The following is a 4,472-nucleotide window of genomic DNA, read 5'->3' on the forward strand; positions in this document are numbered from 1 at the left end:
CAGATTGCGGGCTTCACGCTCAGTGGGAGCCAAAACGGAGATCAGGCGCAACGGAGAAATTTCGGCCAATAATGTGTTAGAACGGGCGTTAAGGAAGGTGTAGAGCTTTGAATATGCACGTATGTTACTATTAGCGTCAGCCATAGCATTACCTCTTTTAATGTTGTGGTTAGATGCCTCGGCAGTGTTAGCGCACTGTCGGGGCATTGTTGTTTTATGGTGACCACGTAATTACAATGGTCGTTACCATGAAGGCATCATAAATTAGGGTAATTACCATGTCAACACCAGAAGAGAAACGTTCACCTCAATATCAGATGCGTCTTCTAGCAGAATTTCGTGCGCAGTTAGAAGAACAAGCCCGTAAAGATGGTGATGCTTCCCTTGCGACGTGGATAAAAAGGATATTGCGTAAAGAGTTACGCGAAAGAGGCATTGAACCTAAAGGTTAGTGGAATCATAAATCAGCACAACTGGATTAATGTATGCAGGCAAGGAGACCGATAGCCCCTATCAGGGCTATCGGTTTAAGCATTACGCTACTTTTTACTTTTTGCTCTTCGGGCCAATAATTCTGAACGACCAAAACTCTCTTTTTCATTTTCTGGTGGATGAACATCAGAAAATCCTGCGGCCTCAATGAGTGGCCCCATAGACCTGAACTCTACCGCTGCTTTTGGGCTGCGTAGTGAAGACATACCCTCATTCCACGCGTGGAGCATTTGCTTGGTGATTTCACGCCATAAAGGTTCGTTTTTAGCCGCTTCGATCATCTCACGACCCACTTCAACCGCTGATTCACAAAGTGTTTCCACCATTTCAGTATAATGGCGAGGAGAAATACCCAGTCGGTGATTAAAGAAACGCTCCAATGACTTACCCGCAGCCCATGTCTGCCGCCCTTCGATGGAAAGTGCGGGAGGATTATGCCTAAAACGCGGATAGGCTTGAGTGGTAACCAGATCATAAGCTGGAGTATAAGCAACGTCAGTCGCCGAGGTATAAAGTAGTGCAATATTTTTGGCATGACAGTCAGCATTACGCACAACAAAGTTGGTTAAAATCAACCAACCTAGAGCCTCCATTTGCTGGTGCATATCCGATTTAGGAATATATGCTCGAGTGGCCTTAAGGACCTTTTCCATTGTGGTAGCATACTTCTCATGGGGTGGCATCCCCAGTAAGCTACAAGCATCTTCAAGGCCGTATATGGGATGCCCATCGGTATCTACGTCGAATCGCTCAACCACTAATATGCGACCATCATCCGACATAGTACTTGCGGCAACAGGAGTTACATTTAGGCGCTCAAGCACCTTCATCGTATAAAACTCATTAAATCCCAAAAAAGGAGTATTTTCGTCAGAACCTTTAATTATATGCTTGCTCGTTCGAAGAGTAGGCTTGCCTAATGAGACAGTGTTTGTGCGTTCTGGAGCTAAAAACTTGGGTACGGCACCAGACACTGCTGCTCGCGCATATCGCCGAACCAAGGAAGCAAAATGAGCCGTAGTATTATTGCCTTTAAGAAGATCTTCAATTTGCAAAGGATCTAATTCAAAACCTGACGCCACACCTTCAGGGGTCACGGTAACGCGCCCTATTCCCGTTCCGCCAATGACTGCCAATAATGAAAGATCTGTACCGTCTAATAAAGGACCGAATTCCTCTCGGATAATACCCAGTAAATAACCTTCCGGTAAGTTTTGTCGAAAGAAAGGATGAAGATCTCTCGGCCAACGCCATGCTAAGTCGCGAACAGGCATTGTTAGACTAATAAAATTATTTTCGGATATCCCCGGTAAATATTGCAAAAGGTACTCATCCCTTTCGCGAAATAGCTTGGCAACATTTTGGCCGCTAATTTGAACATCTAACTTCATGAAGTTTCGTCCTGACGCTGTTCCGCAAGAATGTCGTCCAGAGTTCGGATATGCCCACTCTTAACTACTTTAAGGTCATAGCCAGCAGCTTCGAATAACCTGACAAGAATGCTGACACTCATATCACCTTTTGCCAGTGTTTCCATACGCGCTAAGGTAGTGCGTGAGACGCCAGCTCTTTTCGCTAACTCAGCTTGTGATAATTTTGCTTCATTGCGTACTGATTTGAGCATATCAGCAACATCATAGAGAGTCGTCATTTGTAGCCCCAAGGATACAAAAATCCAGTTTATGGCAATAAATGTAGCCCTTGGGATACAAAAAATCAAGAATCCATCTTCGATAAATCTGATTATCCAGTAAACGACACTCACCCAACCCGTAGCCACAGGCTTCACTGTGAGCAATGACTTGCCTCTACTTTAAGACAAACATTTTCCCCGTTAAAGTAATGAGTTACAGGTGTAGTTATAAGAAAGACACCATTAAGTCATGCTAGTTTGGTTTTTCGACCCGTTGTCTAACAAGATTAGACAATGGGCGATATTTTCAAACGATAGAGAGTCATCTTTTGTAGCCCCGGAGACACAATAATTCAGTTTATGGCGATAACTGTAGCCCTTGGGATACAAGAAATTAAAAAATCATCGTCAATAAAGCGACTGATTCAGTAGACAATACACTGACAAATATCCCGCCAACTGTAACCACGGGCATCATCCCGAACAATGCCTCAACCTCACTTTAAGACAAATATTTCCCCATTAAAATCAACCCTTATTGCGGCAACTCCGGCCAGTCAATATCCGGCGCGACATTTGGGTCAATGCGCATTAACGCGACGCGGTAATGTTTGAGTGCCGCCAATTGCTGAATATCAGTCTGTTGATTATCCATTGCGATAGCGTCGAGTAGGATGTTGATGTGCTCCGAAACCTGCTTTATCAGCACGGTTTTTTGTTGGACGGCGGCGGTAATATGGCTGGCTTTTAATGCCTGTTGATCGACTTCCCAGGCGGTTCCTGTCCATATATCAAATTCATGCGTTGGCTGAAGCTGTGTTTTATTGTGTGGCACGGGGCCGAGTGCAGAAATGATGGATTCAGTTTTAGTTTCAATGTCATAAACCGTTTGATGGCGATGGTCTTCTACTGTTACCCACTGATTTGCGGATAAATCTCTCACCAACGCCATGCCGGTTTTAGGCTGGATGACTGGCGCGTCAGCCACCGAATGCGCTGGCAGGCCGACGCCGAGCGGCAAGTACTCCATGCCTGCACTGGCGTATTCCAGACTCACCGCATCATAGTGATAGAGCGTTACCCATCCCGCCTGACTGGCGAGTTGATGGTCATCCAGGATGGCCGGTTGAACGGTAAAGTCATATTTCATTAGACAGCCCTCAAAATATAGCAAAATGAGATGTTGCGTGGTCGGGTTTCGGCGGCGGTGCGCACCACGCGGGAGGCGTCAAAATCAAAGCTGCCGCAATGAGTGATGTCGGTATGATGCGGGGTGTTGTCGTTGCCGACAGACTCAGCTTTCGCGAAAGCACCAGTGAAGTTGCTCTCTGCTGCGATGCCGAGGCTTTCCGATACCCCATTGATACCGCCGGTGATATTTTGCAGCGCGTCGGTTTGTGCGCTTAACAGGGTGCGACTGGTATCAATGCCGCGCCCGTCATCAAATCCACGAATAAACTCACCGCGCAAATCGGGTAATTTATGAGTCGGATATAAGGTTGCCAGCGTGGGGTAACGGTAGGGATAAAATGCTGCGCCGTTACATTTTAAATAGCCAGCCGGTGGCGTGGTGCCTGGGTAGGGTAGTGGGATGCCGATGGGCGTTAGTGTATCGCTGCGACTGGTGACGATATCTATCCATTCCCGCCATTGACCATAGGAGCGCAGGCGATAAGCTATCTTGGCCGCGGTGTGGGTATTATTGGTGGAGAAAATGAATTGGTGGGCGGTTAACGAGTCATTCTGAATATGCTGAATGGTCGCATCACCAAAACCCTCTGGTATATTGGCAGCGTATTGATTGACGCTGTACATACCGGTTGCGGCCAGTGTATTGATCCCCGCCGAGGCAATAATGCAGGAGCGGCCCCAGCCAAATGCCCCGACCGCCATGAGTTCATCTTGCGCATTACCGACATTTCTGGTGGCCGCAGAGCCTAATTGCAGGTTTTTCCGCGCCGCCTTTTTATCGATAAGCTCATATAAGTTTTGGCTGGCGAGGAGATATTGCGGGTGCGGATAGGGGGTGTCGAGATGGCGGCTCATTAATGCAACCGCCGCACTTACCGCTTTTTGAACTGCTTTTGGCGTGGCGGCTTCGGTTTCAATATAGCTATCTATGGCGTTATTTAATCGCGTAAAACCTTTGGCGTATAAGGTCGCATCGGGATGGTCGCATGATTTTTTATGAGCAATCATTAACTCATCGATATAGGTTTTGACCTCAATAGCTTTATCATCCGCATAGTTACGTGCTGTCAGTACGGCTGATGGGATAATTTTCAGCATCACTGATGCTGTGCTGCTGACCATTAATATCATCCGAATCAGTTGGGTGCGGCCACTG

At 46.9% G+C, this 4,472-nt stretch carries 5 protein-coding genes; 1 reads left to right on the plus strand and 4 read right to left on the minus strand.

The features are described 5' to 3' along the window. Positions 1 to 278: 278 nt before the first annotated feature. A complete protein-coding gene (locus YALDO0001_RS21555) occupies positions 279 to 452 on the plus strand; it encodes a hypothetical protein (RefSeq protein WP_004705581.1) in 174 nt (57 codons plus the stop codon). 87 nt (positions 453 to 539) lie between these two features. Here the strand turns inward: YALDO0001_RS21555 and YALDO0001_RS19020 are convergent, their stop codons facing one another. The 4 genes from YALDO0001_RS19020 to YALDO0001_RS19035 all read right to left on the minus strand — a co-directional run. Next, positions 540 to 1,883 (minus strand): type II toxin-antitoxin system HipA family toxin, encoded by a 1,344-nt coding sequence (locus tag YALDO0001_RS19020; RefSeq protein ID WP_042840606.1) that lies wholly within the window; start codon positions 1,881 to 1,883, stop codon positions 540 to 542. Beyond that, a complete protein-coding gene (locus YALDO0001_RS19025; protein WP_004705583.1) occupies positions 1,880 to 2,143 on the minus strand; it encodes a helix-turn-helix transcriptional regulator in 264 nt (87 codons plus the stop codon). The genes YALDO0001_RS19020 and YALDO0001_RS19025 overlap by 4 nt, the downstream gene beginning before the upstream one ends. A 517-nt stretch (positions 2,144 to 2,660) precedes the next feature. Further along, complete coding sequence (locus YALDO0001_RS19030) at positions 2,661 to 3,275, minus strand: tail fiber assembly protein (protein ID WP_042840607.1); 615 nt, start codon at positions 3,273 to 3,275, stop codon at positions 2,661 to 2,663. Further along, positions 3,275 to 4,472: phage tail protein (locus YALDO0001_RS19035; protein WP_042840609.1), on the minus strand; the 1,198-nt coding region annotated here is incomplete at its 5' end. The genes YALDO0001_RS19030 and YALDO0001_RS19035, both read right to left, overlap by 1 nt.

Source organism: Yersinia aldovae ATCC 35236, assembly GCF_000173735.1.
In the GTDB taxonomy this organism is placed as follows: Bacteria; Pseudomonadota; Gammaproteobacteria; order Enterobacterales; family Enterobacteriaceae; genus Yersinia; species Yersinia aldovae.

Bases quoted from the DNA above. Each gene is read 5' to 3' on its own strand.
- YALDO0001_RS21555 (WP_004705581.1), top strand. From the start codon at position 279: ATGTCAACACCAGAAGAGAAACGTTCACCTCAATATCAGATGCGTCTT.
- YALDO0001_RS19020 (WP_042840606.1), bottom strand. From the start codon at position 1,883: ATGAAGTTAGATGTTCAAATTAGCGGCCAAAATGTTGCCAAGCTATTT.
- YALDO0001_RS19025 (WP_004705583.1), bottom strand. From the start codon at position 2,143: ATGACGACTCTCTATGATGTTGCTGATATGCTCAAATCAGTACGCAAT.
- YALDO0001_RS19030 (WP_042840607.1), bottom strand. From the start codon at position 3,275: ATGAAATATGACTTTACCGTTCAACCGGCCATCCTGGATGACCATCAA.